The sequence below is a fragment of the Microcoleus sp. MON1_C5 genome, from assembly GCF_036701875.1.
Taxonomy (GTDB): domain Bacteria; phylum Cyanobacteriota; class Cyanobacteriia; order Cyanobacteriales; family Microcoleaceae; genus Microcoleus.
This window is the reverse complement of the sequence record NZ_JAUBRN010000024.1, coordinates 1-19187: the sequence shown is the minus strand read 5'-3', so window position 1 is coordinate 19187 and position 19187 is coordinate 1. Positions and strand designations below refer to the sequence as shown.

General features: G+C 46.7%; 14 protein-coding genes and 2 pseudogenes. 13 read left to right on the top strand and 3 right to left on the bottom strand.

The genetic code is table 11. The features are described from left to right. Nucleotides 1–130 precede the first annotated feature (130 nt). Both QUA71_RS13820 and QUA71_RS13815 read right to left on the bottom strand, forming a co-directional pair. Nucleotides 131–712, bottom strand: a complete 582-nt coding sequence (locus QUA71_RS13820; protein WP_333285703.1) for a Uma2 family endonuclease — start codon at nt 710–712, stop codon at nt 131–133. Between the two features lie 150 nt (nt 713–862). Next, nucleotides 863–3718 (bottom strand): diguanylate cyclase, encoded by a 2856-nt coding sequence (locus tag QUA71_RS13815; protein WP_333285701.1) that lies wholly within the window; start codon nt 3716–3718, stop codon nt 863–865. A 523-nt stretch (nt 3719–4241) separates the two neighbouring features. On the opposite strand from QUA71_RS13815, the gene QUA71_RS13810 reads away from it, so the two are divergent. From QUA71_RS13810 to gmk, 11 genes and pseudogenes are all read left to right on the top strand, one after another. Next, a complete protein-coding gene (locus tag QUA71_RS13810) occupies nt 4242–4925 on the top strand; it encodes a class I SAM-dependent methyltransferase (protein WP_333285699.1) in 684 nt (227 codons plus the stop codon). Nucleotides 4926–5246: 321 nt separating this feature from the next. Then, complete coding sequence (locus tag QUA71_RS13805; protein ID WP_333285698.1) at nt 5247–5792, top strand: RNA 2'-phosphotransferase; 546 nt, start codon at nt 5247–5249, stop codon at nt 5790–5792. Between the two features lie 71 nt (nt 5793–5863). Next, nucleotides 5864–7072, top strand: coding sequence for an AAA family ATPase (locus QUA71_RS13800; RefSeq protein ID WP_333285696.1), 1209 nt, complete (start codon nt 5864–5866; stop codon nt 7070–7072). Between the two features lie 581 nt (nt 7073–7653). Then, nucleotides 7654–9864 carry a PAS domain S-box protein gene (locus tag QUA71_RS13795; RefSeq protein WP_333285694.1) on the top strand — a complete coding sequence of 737 codons (2211 nt, stop codon included), beginning with the start codon at nt 7654–7656 and terminating at the stop codon, nt 9862–9864. A gap of 26 nt (nt 9865–9890) precedes the next feature. Next, a complete protein-coding gene (locus tag QUA71_RS13790) occupies nt 9891–10184 on the top strand; it encodes a TIGR03792 family protein (protein WP_333285692.1) in 294 nt (97 codons plus the stop codon). An 81-nt stretch (nt 10185–10265) separates the two neighbouring features. Then, nucleotides 10266–10511, top strand: a pseudogene (locus QUA71_RS13785) (IS1 family transposase); the annotation flags it as partial. Between the two features lie 50 nt (nt 10512–10561). Further along, nucleotides 10562–10753 (top strand): annotated as a pseudogene (locus tag QUA71_RS13780) (ATPase); the annotation flags it as partial. A 707-nt stretch (nt 10754–11460) separates the two neighbouring features. Beyond that, nucleotides 11461–12297 (top strand): hypothetical protein, encoded by an 837-nt coding sequence (locus tag QUA71_RS13775; RefSeq protein ID WP_333285690.1) that lies wholly within the window; start codon nt 11461–11463, stop codon nt 12295–12297. Between the two features lie 164 nt (nt 12298–12461). Then, the gene (locus QUA71_RS13770; RefSeq protein ID WP_333285688.1) at nt 12462–14564 is read left to right on the top strand and encodes a M3 family metallopeptidase; all 2103 of its coding nucleotides are present in this window, start codon (nt 12462–12464) and stop codon (nt 14562–14564) included. A 996-nt stretch (nt 14565–15560) separates the two neighbouring features. After that, entirely contained in the window at nt 15561–15827 is a 267-nt protein-coding gene (remA, locus tag QUA71_RS13765; protein ID WP_190659785.1) for an extracellular matrix/biofilm regulator RemA, read from the top strand. Nucleotides 15828–15905: 78 nt separating this feature from the next. Further along, a complete protein-coding gene (gene gmk, locus QUA71_RS13760; protein ID WP_333285687.1) occupies nt 15906–16475 on the top strand; it encodes a guanylate kinase in 570 nt (189 codons plus the stop codon). On the opposite strand, the gene QUA71_RS13755 is transcribed toward gmk, so the two are convergent. Then, nucleotides 16472–17206 (bottom strand): hypothetical protein, encoded by a 735-nt coding sequence (locus tag QUA71_RS13755; RefSeq protein WP_333285685.1) that lies wholly within the window; start codon nt 17204–17206, stop codon nt 16472–16474. The two genes, gmk and QUA71_RS13755, sit on opposite strands and share 4 nt — an antisense overlap. 236 nt (nt 17207–17442) lie before the next feature. Between QUA71_RS13755 and xseA the strand changes: the two genes are divergently transcribed. After that, on the top strand, nt 17443–18612 hold the full coding sequence (gene xseA, locus QUA71_RS13750) for an exodeoxyribonuclease VII large subunit (protein WP_333285683.1): 1170 nt from the start codon (nt 17443–17445) through the stop codon (nt 18610–18612). Then, the gene (xseB, locus tag QUA71_RS13745) at nt 18609–18836 is read left to right on the top strand and encodes an exodeoxyribonuclease VII small subunit (RefSeq protein ID WP_333046043.1); all 228 of its coding nucleotides are present in this window, start codon (nt 18609–18611) and stop codon (nt 18834–18836) included. Before xseA ends, xseB begins: the two co-directional genes overlap by 4 nt. Nucleotides 18837–19187 lie beyond the last annotated feature (351 nt).

Here is a 19187-nt window from a genome sequence, read left to right as displayed (position 1 = left end):
ACATATCTCTGGCGTTTTGGGGATTATGCCAGCGATCGCACGCACTTATTAACCACCCGATCGCGATCGCCAGTATTGCAATTTGTAACTCGGACTGCGGGCGATGTCGCACTCACAAAACACTTTTCATCTAATCTCCCGAAATGCCTCGCCTCCATTCTTTAACCGCTTCCACCCTTGAAGCAATCAGCAGACAGCGAGACAATAAATTAATATCTAAATCAGGCAATATTTCGCTTTGGTCAATTTTTTCATATCCGTGCGATCGCAAATGATACAGACCAAATACTCCGTCTTCCCAAAACCAAACTTCGGGGACTCCTAATGCTTGGTAGCGATTCAATTTGCTTTCTCCCCCACTGGTAAACACTACTTCGATGGCAAGATCGGGGGTAATACCTGTTGACTTGCCAATTAAAAAAGATTCATCAGCTTGTACTGAGACTTCCTGTCCCTTCTCTTGGGTAAAGCTACCCAACGGGTTAAATTCAATGTCTTTTTCCACAAAGTAGTCCATCAGCAAACTTGCGATCGTCCTGCTGAAAGATTCATGTTCTTGCGAAACTGCCCAGATTTCTACCTCACCTTTGAAATAAAACAGTCTAATCCCGGGGGAATCCGAAAACCCCTGCTCGATTAGCTTGAATTGTTGCCAATCAATCCCGGAGTGAATTAGGCGCTGGTCTTTTGGTTTGTCTAAGGTTGCTGTCATGGCACGACCTCCTTTAAACATTTTATAGCAATTTGAATTGGCACAAGTTTGCCAGCACATTGGTAGGGTGCGTCAGATCCCAAAAATCTGTTTAAGTGGTCGAAACGAATCGATCTCTGATACACCATACAAGTTGATTTAACTATTATATTATCCTTCAACTGTGGCCACCGAAACTCGATCGCGCCCTGATTCTTTCGCCCGATAAAGCGACTCGTCGGCGATCGCAATTAGCGCCCCCGGGTGCGAGATCGGCGCCGGAATGCAGCAAGCTACACCCAAACTCAGCGTCACGTATTCGCTGACAGCAGACTTAGCGTGAGGTATGTGCAAACCCCGCACCTGTTGTGCGATCGTTTCAGCTACGCAAGTCGCACCTTCAATATCCGTATTCGGCAAAACTACTACAAATTCTTCTCCACCGTAACGCGCTACTAAATCTGCCGGTCGCTTTACCGAATGTTGGATAACCGCCGCCACTTGCCGCAAACATTCATCCCCCGCTTGGTGACCGTAAGTGTCGTTGTAAAGTTTGAAATAATCAATGTCGCACATAATCAAAGACAGCGGTGCTTCTTCCCTTGCCAAACGCCGCCATTCCGTCTCGAGGTATTCATTAAAAGAGTGGCGGTTTCTTACCTCAGTCAAACTGTCGTAAGTTGCCAAATAGTGCAAGGCTCTATTCACCGTTTCTAACTGCTTTTTCTGCTGCTGCAACTGACGGTTGAGTTCCGCCAACTGCTGTTCGGCTGCGTGCGATCGCAACAAATTTCTCACCCTCGCCAGCAATTCCCTCTCGTCAAAAGGCTTTGAAATATAATCATCAGCACCCGCATCCAAACTTTCGATCCGAGCTTCCATCCCCGATCGCGCTGTCAAAAAGATTACCGGAGTCGATTTCAATTCTGGCGTGTTCCGAATCTCCTTAAGCAAATCCAGCCCGTTTTGTCTGGGCATGATTTGATCGCTCACAATCAAATTTGGCTGCAAACTTTTGGCTTTTTCTAAACCTTCAACTCCGTCACTCGCCACGGCGACTCGATAGTACGGACTCAATAAAGTTTGGAGGTAAGCCACCAAAAAATTGTTGTCTTCTACTACCAGCAACAGCGGTAATTCTTGGCTGTCAGGTGTTAATTGTTCCCCATTATTTTTGTCCTCAGAACTGTTAGGTTCCGGCAGCGGGGTCTGGGGTCCGCTCGCGCCGACATTTCCCGCTCCCCACTCTCCGGCGCTGAATCCAGTCAGTCCCGCCAATTGGGCGATCGCGCTCACCAACTGATTCGCTTCCACCGGCTTCGACAAATGCCTCTGAAACCCCGCCTCCAGCGCCGATGCCGAATCTTCTTCCTCGATGCCTCCCGTCAGCGCCACCGCCGGCAGCAGTTCCCTGTGTTCGGACATTTCCATTGCTCTGATGCGGCGGATCAAATCGCAGCCGTCTGCTCCCGACACCTCCATATCGCTCACCAACACGTCGGGCCGCGACTGTTGCAACTCGGCCATCGCTTCGGCGGCGCTACCCACTGCTGTTACCTTGGCTCCAAATGCTTCGAGGCCAGTTTTGAGAAATTTTCGGATCTCGGCGCTGCTTTCCACCACCAGGACTTGCTTTCCCGCTAGGGGTTTGGAAACCGATCCCGGTCTGCTTTCACTTTGGGCGATCGCAGCAGTGCGATCGTCGGGTGCATTTTTGTTGGGGCTCGGTAGCAGCACCCCAAAGGTCGCCCCCTGACCGAGGCCGGGACTCGAAGCCCAAACACTTCCCCCGTGCAGTTCCACTAACTGCCGCACAATTGAGAGCCCCAGCCCAAGCCGGTGCTGTTCCTTGCTCTGGAAGCTGTCTGCGGGGCGGAAGTAGTCAAAGATGTGCGGCAGAAATTTGGGGTCGATGCCGCAACCGCTGTCGCTGACCCGAATCAAGACGCCGGACGGACTAGGCTCGATCCGGACTTGAACTGGGTTTGGTGTCGATTCTGGAGTGAATTTGATGGCGTTGGTAACGAGGTTCGCGACTACTTGCTGCAAGCGTTCTGCATCTGCCAAAATGTAGCCTACGGCGGGGTCGCAATGTTTTTCTAGGCGGATGTTTTTAGCCTCGGCGTCGGGACGGAGGGTATCGATCACAGATTCTACGATCGACGGGAGGTGAACTCGGCTCATGTTCAGGCACACTTTCCCCCGCAGCAGCCGCGAGAGGTCGAGGAGATTGTCTATTTGCCGGTTTTGTAATTTGGCGTTGCGCTCGATGATTTCCAAAGCGCGGTTGGTGGTGGCTTCGTTGAAATTGCGCGATCGAGCTAGCTGCGCCCATCCCAAAATCGCGCTCAGGGGCGATCGCAGTTCGTGGGAGGCGATCGCCAGAAATTCGTCTTTTGCCCGGTTGGCTTCGGCTTGGGCTGCTTCAACGGCTTTGCGATCGGTGATGTCAAATCCGATCGCCAAATACTGACAGGGTTTTCCCTTACAGTCCAACAGTGGAACTACTGCTGCGTACACCCAATAATCAGTTCCATTCTTGGCTTTATTCTTAATGTCTCCTTGCCAAACTTCACCTTTGGCAACAGTTGATAGGAGATTTTTGATTATTTCCGAAGATTTATATTCCGAATGGAGGATGCCGAAGTGGCTGCCGATTAGTTCAGCCTGGGAATAGTTGGAGATGGAGCAAACTCGTTCGCTGACATAGTTGATAATTCCTCGCGCGTCAGTTCTCACCGCAAGTGCCGATCGGTTGATCACTCTTTTAAAATCTAAACATTCTTGCAGCAAGGAATCTACCTCTTTTGTGGTAGAAAATTGATCGAGCCTATCTGACGCGTTTTGTTGCTGGCGATCGGGCTTATCCTTACTCCGTTGTTGGATTTCCATGGCTTTTATTTTCCCCTGACGGCTGACACCTAATCTAATCGCATCCTGATTCATTATCACAATTTTCTTTCCCGCACCGACGGGTGTAATATTTTGTATCTCTTCATCTTCCTGAAAAATTGGCAGGTACCACATCCACTCGGGAGTCAATTCAATTTTTGTTTATAGTTGGCTAAAGTTTGTCAATCTGAGGACTGATTTTTTCAGATCTAGCCGATCGTCGGCTGCTAGCTCATTCGTTTTTATCTTTTATATTTTACTAGGGGGAATCACTGAGAAATTTATGGTGGGGAGCACACACCGACAGTTGCATTCTTGTTTGAAACGGGTATCCTAACCGTCAACTTTTTTCTCACAATTACTCCTAGTATCTGGCACAAAGTCTCGTCTTCGGCAGGCTTTCGAGTCTGTGGCATTCTGCCTCATCTGCACTGAAGGAGATATATGTGCAGGGCTAGACCGTTCCCAGATCGGGGGCGGGTTTGGGCGCACAAACTCCCTGTCTGGCGATCGTCCGTAACTTCTTTTAAATTATTTTATTCTACATCTTGACAGGTATGTAAATTTTTTGTATTATATCTGTAATATACCTTCAGAGAAGAGAACCGCCCAACTGCATTGACGCACTCAACTATTAACAATTTGAGGAAAATCGTCTGTGAATTTAGACGCTGTACGCGAGCAATTTGAACAAAGAGCATTTGATTATGACGGCTTAATTCCGCGCCTCATTCCGCGATATCGCGAGCAACACGATGTAATATTGCAGTTAATCCCTTCTGAAACTAATGGTAACATAAAAGTTCTGGATTTAGGCGCGGGAACGGGCATACTGTCGGCTAGGATTCTGCAAGCATTTCCTCAAGCAAAAGTTCTAGCCTTTGACATCGCCCAAAATATGCTGAAAACTTGCCAAACTAACTTGTCCGCTTTCCGAGAACGGCTGACCTTGCAGCAAGGAAACTTTGCCGAAGATGATTTCGGCAGCGGTTACGATTTGGTAGTTTCAGGGTTGGCGATCCACCACCTCGACAGCGCAGGCAAACAACAGCTATTTCACAAACTTTTCCACTCGATGAATCCAGGGGGAATCTTGCTAATTCGAGATATTGTGACAGGTGCTACTCCCCGGCTGACTCAGCAATACGAACAGTTGTGGCGGCAGTACATGAAAGCTAACGGAGAAGACGATGCAGCCTGGTTTCAAAAATATCTCGAAGAAGATATTCCCTCCTCTGTGGAAGAGCAGACAAAGTGGCTTGCACAAGCAGGTTTTGCCGACGCAGGATGTCACTGGCGCTATCTAAATTTTGCTATTTTTGGCGGCGTTATTCCAAGGTAGAAGGCATTCGGCAAAAGGCAAACTTTTTGATAATTATCAAAAGATAAAGCTCGTGGAAAATGGCACACCGAATACTTTTTTACTCCCGGACGCAGAACCTAATTATGTAGGTGCTGAAGCGCGCACATTACCACCTGAATTAGCGCGTAAAACTATTTTTTAGATCCGGGAAGCCTTCTCCTAAACCTGTAGAGGCGCGTTCACTCAAGCGCCCTCTGGCAGTGCAAACAGATTCAACAAACCCGCCTCCCATCAACGATACAACCCGCTAGTGACATTTTGTAATAGGGGATTTAAAAGCTCAATAAATAAAGTAAAATTATGAACGATGCTCGATTAGTAAAAATTAGCCGATATCTCAGCAAACACCTGCGCCACGCCCCATCGCGCATCGGCATTGAACTCGCTCCCGGTGGCTGGGTTACTGTTAGCGAACTCCTCGATGCGTGCCAAAAAAATAACTTTCCAGTTCAGCTTGCAGAACTCAAAAAAGTAGTCGCGCAAAACGACAAGCAGCGCTTTTCATTTGACTCCACAGGCACTCTAATTCGTGCCAATCAAGGACACAGCGTAGAGGTTGACTTGCAGTTAGAACCCGCTGTTCCCCCAGATATTTTATATCACGGAACAGGTAGCACTGTTGTCGAGTCTATTCTCAGTCAAGGAATTAGGAAAATGTCGCGGCATCACGTTCATTTGTCCGTGAATATCCAGACGGCGCGCCAAGTAGGTGCAAGACATGGCATCCCGGCAGTCTTTAGTGTAGATGCCGCAGCCATGCAACGCGACGGTCATACATTTTACTGCTCGGCAAACAAAGTTTGGTTAGTAGATTTTGTGCCGCCCGCTTATCTCAAAATAAGTTGATAATTTTCACTTTTTTTGTAGAATGTGTACCACAAAAACTGTAAAATAAGAGTAAGTAGGAGTTTTGCAAAATGAGTGCGGAAGATATGGGCGATCGCGAAAACAATTTTCATCAAAACAATTCTCCAAATAGAGGTCTGCTAGGCTCGGGTTGGCGACCTTTTTACCGTCAATTAGATTGGGAACACCTGGTACATTTAGCGTCTAGCGACCCCTTAGAACTAGCTCAAAAAACTTTAGGGGCAGCTAGCGACATTGCCGATGCAATGGGACGACACCAATATACTTGGTGGGCAAATATGTTAAATGTATTTTCGGAAAATACTCGCTACGAAATTGATGAATTTTGGGATTACATTACTCCGCAGCCAGTTTACCCGGATTACCGCTACAAAGACGTTTTAGTTACCGAAACGCCTGTGGTGCAATTGGTCAGCCGCGCTAGCATTCCCATCGACTACGTTCTTAACAAACTCCAAGAGATTACTGTTTTCAAAGTTCTGGATTTGCTAGGGAAACCGGATGCAATTACCCAGTCTTTTATGGAGCGACATTTTTCTTATCCTCCGGAGCGATTTATTAGCTGGGAACGCTTGGAAGTTTTGGGTACTGTTTATGCTTCTTGGGCTCGATTCGGCTGCTGGCTGCAAATTGACAGCTACGACAGGGGAAGACGCTGCTACACTCTAATTTGCCAAGATATTGCGCCGCTCGTTAGCAAGGCAACTTATAATTTAGCGGTGATTCTGGGGGGGTACAAAAGCCGCGTCGGACAGGTTCACAGCCAGTTCCCAATTCGCACTTTTTCTGCGGAGGTTCAAAGTTTTACCGATACAATTCAGCAGGCAATTTTGGATCAAAATCAGTTGGCTGTTTTGGTCAGTGGCGAACCGGGTACGGGCAAAACTGCTTGGACGCAAGCGGTAGCAAAGGAAATTTTAGTGCCGCTAGGTTATGTGATTTTTATCTTAGACCACGATGCTGTGGAAAATTTTGTGCCTCCGAGTTATTTAGAGCGGATTTGTATTATTATCAACGAGGCTGATAATTTGGCTCAAGATAGATCGACAGCAGAAGCCCAACGCACTAACAAAACTGAACACATTTTGAGTTTGCTGGATGGAACTTTGTACCAAAGCGTCATCGACGAACACGGCATTCAATTTCAGCAAAAACTCGTAGTTTTGATGACTTGCAACACCACTGAAAGATTAGATCCTGCAATGTTACGCAAAGGGAGAGTGGATTTTACCAGTGAATTTACGCACAAATTTGTTTGAGCGCTCTCTTGCATTCTCAAGCTATATGGCGATCGCACTGGCTACACGATCTCAACCATGTTCGATGTGGGGTTTTCAATTAAAGAATTGGGAATGACTGAGGAAGCTCATGGTTTGGAGCGCGGGCCTACAGTTGCATTCTTTTGGGAACTTGTATAAAATACCGAACAATCACCAGGAAATCTTCTGAATATCAAAGTTTGGGGGAAACTTTCTTGAGTACCTATAGACCATGGGTGTCAACAATCGCCTAAAACCCTTTGTCTCTCTCGTTTTTTGCCTAGTGTCGCTGCCCTCTTGCGCCCCCGCACAGTCGGGGCAGGCAAGAGATCACTCCAGTCTCCTCCGACTATTCGGGGGCGCGGGCGCGATCTATGCCTAATGGTCAAACAGCAAGCGGGCACTAGCTTTGGTCTTAAGTTGATAGCAATGCCTATAGACATATCCCCATCAAAAATGATATCAATGATGGGTGAGACCCTCTAAGGATATCGACCGAGAGAGCACATCAGGGGAAAACAGCATTTTTGGTCTCAAACAGAATTTTTCAGACTTGACAGCTATGGAGGAAATCCCAAACCGTGCACACTAAGCCAGTTCAGCAAAAAAGTCAGGGACTGGGAAGGTACGTTGACGGGACTGTCCCGATCGCCCAACAACCCGCAGAGGCAGCCGTGTCCGAGAGTAAAGACCGATTTCGGCGGTTTGTGGAGCGCTCCGCCGAGGCCGTGGCAATGGTAGATTGTGAAATGCGCTATCTGTCGGTTTCTCGTCGCTGGGAAACAGATTGGGGGTTGGGCGACGGCGAGGCCATCGGCCGATCTCATTGGGAACTGTTCCCGAATCTCCCGGAATATTGGGAGCAAAATGCCCAGGCTTGTTTGACGGGAGTTTTGGAATACAGCGAGTTTGTGGCAGGGCGATCGATCGCATCTGTATCAGGAAAAACCGCAAGCGGCTCTGTCAGCGAGTCGGTAAAATGGGTATTTCAGCCTTGGACAAATAGCGAAGGTGCGATCGGCGGTTTGATTTTGTTTGCATCTAAGATAGCTGAGGCTCCCGCTCAAACTAATTGCTTTAATAAATTTCAGTCCGAGCTCAAAAGCAAGCAGTTAGAAACTATACCGCAACTAACTCAAATTGCCCTCGAAAATGCTGCTGATACAATCTTTTTTACTACGTCCGACGGTCAAATTTGCTACGCGAACAAAGCCGCTTGCCATCTTTTCGGCTACTCGGAATCGGAACTGCTAAACATGAGGGTTAGCGACATCGATTCGCATTTGCCAGCATCGGATTGGCGAGAACACTGGGCTCAACTGAAGCAGCAAACCAACCTCACTTTTGAAACCACTTACAAAACCAAAGACGGCCCCAGTTTTCCCGTCGAAGTTAAAGTCAATTATTTAGAATACGGCGGTTGCGAATACCGCTGCGCGATCGCCCGCGACATTTCGGCACGCCAAGTAGCAGAATCAGCGCTTTTAGAGGCGAAAGAGCAACTTCAAGCCGTTTTGGACGCCGTGCCGGGATTAGTTTCTTGGGTAAGTTCCGATTTGCGCTACTTGGGAGTAAACCGACATTTAGCTACCGCTTACAAAATGCCTGCCGAACTATTTATCGGTCAAAAAGTAGGTTTTTTAGATACAAGTCCCAAATTTAACGATTTAGTATACGATTTCTTTGCCAACCATAAAAAGAAGACATCTCAAGAAGTAACAGCGAGCATCAGAGGAGAAAATAAAACTTATCTAATTGTCGCTCAAAAATACCATAACAGTACGGCGGCGGTATTTGTCGGATTGGATATCACAGAAAGCAAACAGTCTCTTTTAGCTTTGCAAGAATCCGAAGAACGCCTGCGACAACAAGCGGCTAAATTAGAGCAGACGCTGTTAATTTTGCAGCGAGCTCAAACTCAACTGATTCAAACAGAAAAAATGTCATCCCTGGGGCAGTTGGTAGCAGGAATAGCGCACGAAATTAATAATCCAGTTAGTTTTATTTCCGGCAATGTCAGCCACGCCACCGGCTACATTCAAGAACTGCTGCGAGCGATCGACCTTTACCAAAAGTATTATCCCCGTCCCGTGCGGGAAATTCAAGATGTGATGGAAGAATTAGACTTAGACTTCATCAAAAAAGACTTGCCAAAACTGCTAAATTCAATGAAAGTCGGTTCGGAAAGGATTCGCGATGTCGTGCGATCGCTCCGCTTGTTCTCGCGTACCGACGAAGCGCAAATGAAGCCTGCTGATATCCACGAAGGTTTGGACAGCACTTTGCTGATCTTGCAAAATCGCCTGCAAGCTAAAGGGGGACGGCCGGGGATTTCTCTAGTTAAAGAGTACGGAGATTTGCCGCAAGTTCACTGCTATGCGGGACACTTAAACCAAGTGTTCATGCACTTGTTGACAAATGCGATCGACGCTTTGGAAGAAGGGGGGAGACATCACGCAAAGTATGGTAAAAATCAAAATCAGTCTTACTTGTCTTCAGCCAGGTCGAGCTCTGAAATATTCACTCCCGAAATTCGGATTCGGACCTCCGTGGTAGGGGAAAACGAAGTTGCGATCGCCATTAGTGACAACGGCCCTGGCATGACTGAAGAAGTCCTCGACTGCATCTTTGACCCTTTGTTTACCACTAAATGTCCAGACACGAGCACTGGTTTGGGTCTAGCAATATCCCAGCATTTAGTAGTAGAAAAGCACGGCGGTAAGTTGCACTGTGTTTCGCGTCCGGGAGAGGGAACAGAGTTGATAATTAGAATTGCCATCGGCAACGATTAATGGGCTGTTTATAAATAGGAAATAATATGGTTGTTGAGTGGCTTAAATTTAAAGTACCTCAAGAAAAGTGGGAGCAGTTTATTCAGCGAGATCAGGAAGTTTGGACGGCGGGACTAAAAAGTTGCGACGGTTTTTTAGGCAAAGAAGTTTGGGTAGATCCGGTGGAAAATGAGGTGGTGATGTTGATTCGCTGGGAAACTAGGGAGAAGTGGAAGGCGGTGCCACAAAGCACAATCGACGAGTTGGATGCCAAAATGGGCGATTTGCAAATTGCGATCGCGGAAAGTCGCGAATATCAAGTCCGCAAGTTTTTGCATTAGTCATCAGTCATCAGTCATCAGTCATTAGTTACCATTTAGGAACTCAAGGATTGCGGGATTCTCTACCGACAGTTCCAGAGTCAAGGTGCTTGTTTTTTCACCGACTGTTGGAGTGCTTATCAGAGAGTTTTTCCAAAAAAGAGACACCAATCAGTAGTCAAGGAAAGTGGCAAAACTTCCTATATATAAAGATTTAACAATACGATGAGACAAAGAATATCTCGTTTTGTCAGAAAAACTCTTTCCTTTTCTAAAAAAGTCTCCAATCATATTGGAGCAATCGGGTATTTTATTCAGGAGTATAACGCCTGTTTATCTATAGAGTGAAAGCCTTATTTTTTCATGGCTATGCAGGACTAGCAACTTCCGAACTATAAAAACCATTTATGTCATTGTTGGCGACAGAAAACCAGCCAGTCAAATTCGCGAAATTGCTAGAAAACGGACAAATATCATCATCAGATTTGCTAAACGCATTGCAATCTCTATCGCGCCGCTGCTTGATCGAAAAACAGGAAAGTCTTTACACTTTGCCACCTGTACTGAAGCAATATATCAAAGGGTTGTAACCAAATTATTCCTGGACGCATAAATACCCAAGAAACCGGGTTTTTTACCGAGTCTGCAGGCTGCGACGAAGTATTTTTGTAAAAAAACCCGGTTTCTTAACCCCATGCGTCCAGGACTAATTTTAAGAAAGTTTTGCATAGAGAGCTGAAATAAAATTAAGGCTTAAAAAGCCTACTGCAAGTACGAGAAGGATAAAAATGGCGATACTGAAAATAGACTTTAGCCGATCGCCAATTCCGGGTTTTTCTGAGTTCATTGGTCAATTTTTACAGTAAATTTGCTCCGGGTCATTGAGAAATAGTAAATTATACCAATGCGCGAACAAAAAGGCAACTCCCGACCATCTCCAAACGACGATCGTCCTCAGTAGGTCGCCTTTTGTTAACTTTTAATCTAAAATCTAAAATCTAAAATAGTCTTAGGCATTTTTCAGTTAGCCTGGACAGCTATTGTCGATCGCCCGAACCCGATGACCCTAACTCCTGTAAAATAGAGGGCGCGTTGGGGCGAACCTTTTAACAGCCGGAATTGAGCGCGATCGTCACAGGCTCCCAAATACATAATAATATGGCAGTCATCCTTAACTTACTCACAAAGGTAAAAATAGAAGAGTGCCAAGAAATAATCTAAAACATATAACTGAAAATAAGGATAGAAATCGATGCTCCACCCAGTCTCGCAACCTTACCCACAACGAGCAAATACTATGACCCAAAGAGCCGTGCGGAAGCCAAAACCCTCTGTTGCAAACCGCTTGAGACCAAGTTTTCCTCAAAGGCACTGGCTGGAGCTGGCAGAGTACGCCTCTCTGGCGGCCTCTGGTGTGGGTTCCCTGGCGGTGGCAGTGTCGGGCCAAGCTTTTTACGGGGTGGCTCCCCTAACTTTGGCTTTGTCGCTGAATGTTGCTAACCGGTATCGCTTCGAGCAGCAAGTGCGCGTGCATCAACATTCGGAAATGGCCCAAGTCCAAAAGTCTGTCAATAAAGTCGAAAGAACGGCGGTGACGGTAATTGTTAAATTACGCAGGCAGTTGTCTGCAGATATTGCAGCGCTGCGCCAGCAAATGGCGACAATGCCTAGGGCTGAGGGCTTTGAGGATTCTCTCGACATTCAGCGGCAGTTGCTGAGTTTAGGAGAGTCGGTAGCTTCTTTGCAAGAAATCGTGGCGTCTGCTGTGCTCGATGTCCGCCAGCAGGTGAGCGAACAACTGCAAGATTTATCGGTTGACCAACGGGCGAATCTCCAAGCTGTGGAACAGGCTATAGAGCAACTGCAAAGTGCGACGCAAGGCTTGACAGAAACTTCTATTACCCGAGACGACTGGGAAGTAGTAAATACTCGATTTTTGGAAATCCAGAAAGTCATGGCCAATTTGCAAAGCCAGCTGCAAGCTCCCGCGCACCAATCGACTGCGGATTTGTCGATCGTCCAAGCTCAAATCCACCGTTTGGAACACGAGCAGCAAGAAGTTGTCAAACCTCACCTCAAGCGCTTAATCTCGGTTGTCAAGGAGTTGCAGCACACACAAGAGAGTAGTCATTAGTCATTAGTAAGCAGTCATTAGTCATCAGTCAGAAGGAAGATTTTTCGACTCAGACATTCTGCGACTAACGCCCGATCGAGTCCAAATTTTTCGACAACTGTGTTACAAAATGAAAAGCTAATCTGTCTAGTTCACCTGTTTTCAACCTGTTACAAGAAAATTAAATGACTGCAACCTTAACTATTGCTGATAACCCGTTACTAATCGGTCAAGGATTGCCTCCATTTGACGCGATCGAACCAGAACACGTAGTCCCCGCTGTTACTCAACTGCTGACCGAACTAGAAGCCTCGCTAGCTGACTTAGAATCGTCTGTAGAGCCGACTTGGAGCGGCTTAGTAGAACCATTGCAGCGACTCGGAGAGCGTTTAAATTGGAGCTGGAGCATTGTCGGACATTTGATGGGCGTAAAAAATAGCCCGGAACTGCGATCGGCTCAGGAAACAGTGCAGCCGGAAGTAGTAAAATTTTGGAGCAAGCTCAGTCAAAGCAAACCGCTTTATGAAGCTTTTAAAGCGCTGCGGGCCAGCGAAAATTGGGACAGCTTAGAGTCAGCTCAAAAGCGAATTGTCGAAGCCGCTCTCCGAGACGCCCAACTCTCCGGCGTCGGTTTAGAAGGCGAGCAAAAAGAGCGTTTTAATGCCATTCAATTAGAATTGGCCGAAATTACTACCCAATTTTCCAATCACGTCCTCGACGCTACAAAAGCATTCAGCATCACCCTCACAAACAAAGACGAAATTGACGGTTTGCCGCCGAGTTTGTTGAGTTTAGCAGCTCAAGCCGCTCGCAGCGCCGGCGAAGAAAATGCGGATGCCGAAAACGGCCCTTGGCGGATTACTTTAGACTTCCCGAGTTACGGCCCTTTCATGCAGCACAGCACCCGCCGCGACTTGCGCGAAAAGTTGTACAAAGCTTTTATCGGCAGAGCAAGTAGCGGAGAATTGAATAACTGGCCGTTGACCGATCGCATTTTGGCTTTGCGCCAGGAAAAAGCTGCTTTGCTCGGGTTTAGCAGTTATGCCGAATTGAGCTTGGCGAGCAAAATGGCTCCCGACGTTGCAGCAGTGGAAGCTTTGTTAGAAGAATTGCGTCAGGCTAGTTATGATGCTGCTGTTAAAGATTTAGAAGAATTGAAAGATTTTGCTGCCGAAAAAGGCGCGGCGGAAGCTGGAGATTTGAAGCACTGGGATGTAGGTTTTTGGTCGGAACGCCGCCGGGAAGAAAAGTTTGCTTTTAGTGCGGAAGAATTGCGGCCTTATTTTGCTTTGCCACAGGTATTAGAGGGGTTATTTGGATTAGTAAAGCGGCTGTTCGGCGTGAGAGTAACTGCGGCGGACGGTCAAACTCCTGTGTGGCACAAAGATGTGCGCTATTTCCAAATAGATGATGAAGCAGGAAATACGATCGCCAATTTCTATTTAGACCCCTACAGCCGCCCCGAGGAAAAGCGCGGCGGTGCTTGGATGGACGAGTGCGTGGTGCGCGCTAAATTTGTGGAAGCCGGAAAAACAACCACGCGGTTGCCGGTGGCTTATTTGGTGTGCAACCAAAGTCCTCCGGTTGACGGGAAACCGAGTTTAATGACTTTTGGCGAAGTCGAAACTTTGTTTCACGAATTCGGTCACGGTTTGCAGCATATGCTGACAACGGTAGACTATCCGGGGGCTTCGGGCATCAATAATGTTGAGTGGGATGCGGTGGAATTGCCCAGTCAATTTATGGAAAATTGGTGTTACGATCGCGCGACTTTGTTCGGGATGGCAAAGCATTACGAAACCGGGGAAACTTTGCCGGAACACTACTACCAAAAACTGCTAGCAGCGCGCCACTACATGAGTGGCAGTGTCATGCTCAGGCAAGTACATTTTAGCAGCGTTGACATCGAATTGCACCACCGCTATCGATCGGGCGGCAGCGAAACTGTGGCCGATGTCCGCAACCGCATCGCTAAAACTACCACCGTTTTGCCTCCTCTGGAAGAAGACGCATTTTTGTGCGCTTTCGGACACATTTTTGCGGGCGGCTATGCGGCGGGGTATTACAGTTATAAATGGGCGGAAGTGCTCAGCGCTGATGCTTTTGCGGCGTTTGAGGAAGCGGGTTTGGAAGATGAAAGTGCGATCGCCTCTACAGGTAAGCGCTTCCGAGATACAGTGTTAGGATTGGGCGGCAGTTTGCACCCGATGGAAGTGTTTAAAACTTTCCGGGGACGCGAACCGAGCACTAAAGCTTTGTTGAGACACAGCGGTTTAGTTGCTGCTTAATTTAAGTGTGGAATAACTCGGGATTAATGCGGGTAAATTTACCTGCATTAATCCCGGTTGTTTGTCAGCCAAAATTTACGAATATCCTGTATGTGTAGGGTGCGGTGTGCATGAAGTCTTACCGCTATAATTTATCTCACATCAGGTAGGATGGGAATTATTCATCTCTCTGTTCTCTGACTGTGTGTTCTCTGTGTCCTCTGCGGTTTAATCATTCCAATTAAACCGGAATTCATCTCATGCGTAAAACCCTTTTCTGCCTAACTTTTGCTGAATTCAAAATGTTTGTAGTAAAACTAAAGTGTTTAGATTTTTATACTAATTCCCACAATTATTGCAACATATAATCCTGCGACCATCTGTAGGGAAACGGCACTGCCGTGTCCGGCGCGAGACTCTGCAAGTTTTCAGAGTTGTTATACAATTGATAATTGTAGCCACACTTTTTTTATTGGTATTAATAAAACTAAAATTTTCACTACAAACTTATTTTATTGTAGAACATCATGCAATAAAAATCTGTAGTTTGGCACATCATCCCCAATCTTTTGGTAAAAAATCGGGCAGAAAGTGCGTTAGCGAAGCCCTCGAAGAGGATCGCCAGCAGCTTTTAGTTTAGGTTGGAAAGCTCATCCAAGCAGCATTTGCGAATATTTGTTGTGATTTAACACTAATTATACTTAACTTTCCTCTCCTGAACATTAACTTTATATTTCGCAACATTTACGGGTTGTTTTCTCGATACAGCTAATGCTTTTATTTGCAACTAAAAATCGATGCTTTTACGGAATCTTTAAGATAGAGTGGCAACAGCCAGTCTTTTTTAAATTTTTGATAAAGAACGGGGTACTCGGCGTCAAAAGGGTAAAAATTTTAGGTAGAAACTAAAAAAATTAGTGGGGATTAATTTGAGGATTCTCATAAAAAATCTTTGTATATTATATGATAAAAAGTAAGGATTGATACTCAATCGTTCACCTACAGATTAAAATTTTCATGGATATTCAATTAATTAATATCGGTTTTGGTAACATTGTGTCTGCTAATCGAGTGATTGCCATTGTTAGTCCCGAGTCAGCGCCAATTAAGCGGATTATTACTGATGCGCGGGAGCGGGGACAACTGGTTGACGCGACTTACGGCCGCCGCACGAGAGCGGTAATTATTACAGATTCGAGTCACGTCATCCTCTCGGCGATTCAGCCGGAAACGGTTGCTAATCGTTTTGTGATCAGCAAAGACGGTCAAAGTCGGGATGATTGAGGTTTGTTAGTTGCAATTTGAGCGCTTACAGTCTAAAGTAAGCGGAAACTTAAATTGTTACACGTTTCTCTTCTAAAAATGAAATCCGGTAAATTAATTGTTTTGACGGGGCCTAGCGGTGTGGGGAAAGGCACCCTAGTACGATCGCTCCTCAATCGCCATCCCGAATTGTATCTTTCGGTATCCGTGACAACTCGATCGCCCCGTGAGGGAGAAATTGAGGGACAGCATTACTATTTTGTCAGCCGCAGCCGCTTTGAACAAATGGTTGAGGCTGGAGAGTTGGCGGAATGGGCTGAGTTTGCCGGTAATTTTTACGGTACTCCTTATTTTGGTCTCAAGCAAGGAATTCGTGAGGGAAAATGGGTAATCCTCGAAATTGAGCTCGAAGGGGCTAGGCAAATTAGGAATAATTTTCCACAGGCGCTGCGAGTTTTTATTTTACCTCCTTCTTGGGAAGAATTGGAGCGGCGGCTGCGGAGTCGGGGTCAAGATTCCGAAATTGCGATCGCCCGTCGGTTGCTGCGTGCTAAAGAGGAAATTGAAGCGGCGGGGGAATTTGATTCCCAAGTTGTTAATGACGATTTGGAAGTTGCTTTGAAAAAGCTAGAATCAATACTTAATTTGGTTGAGCTTTCAGGTAACTAATGACTAATTACCCATTTCTCCGTCCTGGCTAAAACTTCGCTACTTTGTTTGATAGCAACACAAACTTTTAAATTCAATTCCAGAATATTTAAGGAAGGCGGAAATTTCCGTATCGGTTCGATTTCGCGAGGAGAACAACCCAACATTTCCATATAAGCTAGCGTCCACCCAATAGCTGCAATATCCCCTACATTGCCTTCTCCGGCGCAAAGGTGACAGCCCAATTCGCCCTCCGGCCCACACTCAGGACAAACCCAATTGCCCAGTTGTGAATGAGGCAGATTTGTGCGGGAGGCGGATGCAATTGTTAATGCTTTAATATGATTTTGAACTACTTGTTTAAAACCTCGGTTTTGGTTGCTGCGGTGGTCGGAATGTGTGTGCGATCGCCCGATTGCTACTGCTTGCTGTTGTGGCGAAGCAAGAGAGGCTGTTTGGTTGTCCCTGGTTACTCTAGATTCGCCTAGGTTCGCAGTTAGCGGAATACCATAGTCTTTCGACTCCGCAATCTGAGAGTGGTTGAGTGCGCTGGAGGAATCTGGTTCGGAAGTTGTGAAGGATTGTTCTATGCGATCGGCAAAATCTTGCAGTGAGAGGTGATGTTCGATCGCCAAAGACCAAGTTCTTTTATGTCGGAGGTCGCCATATTTTCTAGCTTCGGCCTCAGTAATACCGATCGCCGCAGCCTCTTGGCGCAGCACATTCATCGAAGTCATTGTATCTGATATCATTAGTTTGTTTGCAGTTAAATTTACGCTCGCCCGCTCAGCCTACAAATAAATTACCTTAGATATACTACAATAGTCCGGACTATTTTGAGATCCTAGTCGGAAACCCTTGATTTTTCGTTAGGAAGTCGATTCGGCAATCGCCGTGACACCCTTATTTTACGCTTGGCAATCGCACACTGTCCGAAGTATTGATAGTAGCCTAAATCTAAAATCTAAAATCTAAAATCTCAAATTGGATGACTTCAATTCTTCCCGATACAGCTTTATCTGTTGCCGGACTAACATCATACCTGCAAGAGTTGTTGGAGGGCGATCGCAACCTGCAATCAGTTTGGCTGACAGGCGAGGTGTCGAACGTTTCGCACCACCCCAGCGGCTGCTTTTTCACTCTGTGCGACACCGACAAAAGCGCTGCTATTCGCTGCGTAGTGTGGAATTCTCAGCGGCAAAAATTGGTGCAAATGCCGGCAAAAGGGGAACAGTTGCTGGTTTTGGGAAGCATCCGGGTTTACAAAAATCGCGGCGAGTACCAGTTGACTGTGGTGCAATCGCTACCGGCTGGTGAAGGATTGCAGGCTTTGCGGTTGCAGCAATTGCGATCGCGCTTGGATGCTGAGGGTTTCTTCGATCCCGCCAGAAAGCGCCCGATTCCCGCACACCCGCAAATTGTGGCGGTGGTGACATCGGATACTGGCGCTGCTTGGGGAGACATTCAGCGCACTCTAGCCCAAAGATATCCGGGTTTGCGGGTGTTGCTGTCGCCGACAGGAGTGCAGGGAGAATTGGCTGCTGCTGCCATTGCTAGGGCGATCGCCCGGGTAGAATTGGACGGTAGGGCGGATGTGATCGTTTTAGCGCGCGGCGGCGGTTCTGCGGAAGATTTGGCTTGTTTTAATGATGAGAGAGTTGTCAGGGCGATCGCGAATTGTGCGATTCCAATTATCACTGGTATCGGGCACGAAAGAGACGAATCTCTCGCGGATTTAGTAGCAGATAAACGAGCCCACACTCCCACTGCGGCGGCGGCTCAAGCTGTACCAATTTTAGCAGATCTTTACTTTGAACACAAGCAGCGAATGGTCAATTTAGCAAGTGCTGTGCGGGCAAGATTTCAGACAGAAGAAGAGCATTTGCAACTGTTACAAAATCGATTAAAACGCTTACCTGCGACATCCCGAACTTTGCGGCAAGCAACTGGTAAACTGGAAGTATTGCAAGAAAAGTTATCCGCATTAAATCCGGCTGCGGTATTGCAAAGGGGTTATGCGGCGGTAATCCAAAGTGACGGTACGATAGTCCGCACAACTGACGGTTTGGAATTGGGAGAGGAATTGACTGTGAGGTTGAGTCGGGGCGTGCTGAAAGTTAAGATTGTAGAAGTATTGGATGCAGAAGAAAAGTTATGATTGATTCGCAGTTGCGCCAGTCTGACTGGAATTATGAAGAAACGGTCGATCGAATTGAAGCGATTATCGATCGGGTGGAATCGGGAGAGTTGCCTCTAGAGGAGGTTTTTGAGCAGTTTGGGGTGGCTGTGGAGTGTTGGCAGGAGTGCGAAAGGTTTTTGGCGCGGGGGAAGGAACAGATGGATTTGTCGATCGAGCTTTTAGCCGCAGAACCCGATTTTTAACCGGAGATAAACTCGGATTAATGTAGGTGAAATAGCAGGTAAAACCGAAAGTCCGACAGGGAATTAATTCCCTGTCTCATAGCGAAAGTCCTCTGAAGAGGACTGTTAAATTCATTAGTCCTCTTTAGAGGACTTGCGCTGCTGACGGGGTGACAACCCAGTCAAAAGCATTGCCAGTAGCGGATTGAGACAACTTAAGGTAAAAAAAGATGGGGTCATTTTTCTCAACCAACCCCATCTGTTAAATATGTTTCCTCAATTTTACCAAATTCACCTGCAACGGCAACTAAAAAATACTGAATATCTGACTCTCAAAATTTTGGTGTATCTCTTGCAATCTCAGAAACAAGT

Excerpts from the sequence above, each read along its gene's own strand:
- QUA71_RS13820 (WP_333285703.1), bottom strand. The coding sequence starts at position 712 with ATGACAGCAACCTTAGACAAACCAAAAGACCAGCGCCTAATTCACTCC.
- QUA71_RS13815 (WP_333285701.1), bottom strand. The coding sequence starts at position 3,718 with ATGTGGTACCTGCCAATTTTTCAGGAAGATGAAGAGATACAAAATATT.
- QUA71_RS13805 (WP_333285698.1), top strand. The coding sequence starts at position 5,247 with ATGAACGATGCTCGATTAGTAAAAATTAGCCGATATCTCAGCAAACAC.
- QUA71_RS13800 (WP_333285696.1), top strand. The coding sequence starts at position 5,864 with ATGAGTGCGGAAGATATGGGCGATCGCGAAAACAATTTTCATCAAAAC.
- QUA71_RS13790 (WP_333285692.1), top strand. The coding sequence starts at position 9,891 with ATGGTTGTTGAGTGGCTTAAATTTAAAGTACCTCAAGAAAAGTGGGAG.
- QUA71_RS13775 (WP_333285690.1), top strand. The coding sequence starts at position 11,461 with ATGACCCAAAGAGCCGTGCGGAAGCCAAAACCCTCTGTTGCAAACCGC.
- QUA71_RS13770 (WP_333285688.1), top strand. The coding sequence starts at position 12,462 with ATGACTGCAACCTTAACTATTGCTGATAACCCGTTACTAATCGGTCAA.
- remA (WP_190659785.1), top strand. The coding sequence starts at position 15,561 with ATGGATATTCAATTAATTAATATCGGTTTTGGTAACATTGTGTCTGCT.
- gmk (WP_333285687.1), top strand. The coding sequence starts at position 15,906 with ATGAAATCCGGTAAATTAATTGTTTTGACGGGGCCTAGCGGTGTGGGG.
- QUA71_RS13755 (WP_333285685.1), bottom strand. The coding sequence starts at position 17,206 with ATGATATCAGATACAATGACTTCGATGAATGTGCTGCGCCAAGAGGCT.
- xseA (WP_333285683.1), top strand. The coding sequence starts at position 17,443 with ATGACTTCAATTCTTCCCGATACAGCTTTATCTGTTGCCGGACTAACA.
- xseB (WP_333046043.1), top strand. The coding sequence starts at position 18,609 with ATGATTGATTCGCAGTTGCGCCAGTCTGACTGGAATTATGAAGAAACG.